This window comes from Psychrobacter sp. T6-1 (assembly GCF_052258445.1).
The window spans coordinates 1-660 of record NZ_JBQQFC010000730.1 but is presented as its reverse complement, the minus strand read 5'-3'; the positions used below and the strand labels follow the sequence as shown (position 1 = coordinate 660).

The 660-nt window shown below is 48.2% G+C and carries 1 protein-coding gene and 1 pseudogene; both read right to left on the bottom strand.

Going from position 1 to position 660, the window contains the following annotated elements:
- Positions 1-284 (bottom strand): annotated as a pseudogene (locus tag ACTXGO_RS15685) (TIGR03915 family putative DNA repair protein); the annotation flags it as partial.
- Between the two features lie 49 nt (positions 285-333).
- On the bottom strand, positions 334-660 hold a 327-nt coding region (locus ACTXGO_RS15680; RefSeq protein WP_443575175.1), incomplete at its 5' end, for a helix-hairpin-helix domain-containing protein.

Below are 660 nucleotides of genomic sequence, written 5' to 3'. Positions count from 1 at the left end.
CCCCACAAGAGCTTGCGCATACCAGAGCGGCCAAGCAGGGCATTGAGTTTTTTGAGGACGCGCTGCGCCTGCTCATCACTAGTTGTCAGGGTCGTGGCCGTGCTAATGAGTGAGGGCACATAGCGATCCTCGGCGACAAGCTGCAATAGCTCATGGTTTTGCAGTTTGTGTTCATAGACGTAATAGACCGCACTGAGCCAACCCTCAAAGGTCGGCTCATATATCAAGATAGTCGGCGTCACCTGACCCATTGCAAAGTTATCTTTCAAGACAAGCTGCGACATAAATCATCCTATAGCTATTTGATGGTTTTGAGCAAGACTTACGAGCGTGTTAAAACAGTGCCAACTGACCACTACGCTGGTCTTTGTATTTGGTTTGCGTTTGTGCAAGTACATACTGGCGAAAGTTGTCACGCGTGAGATGCGATAGATGCTCGTTTTTACCCGTCGTGGCAATGAAGTACTTGGCACGATTGACCGCGGCTCCCATCTTTTTTAGGTGCTCTAAGGTCAACTGATTGAATTTGCGTGCTTTAACGATTTTTCTCGCTGTTCTAGTACCAATACCTGGGATACGTACGATCATGTCATAGCTTGCGGTTTGAATATTGACCGGAAAATGCTCGCGATGACGTATCGCCCAAGCCAGCTTTGGATC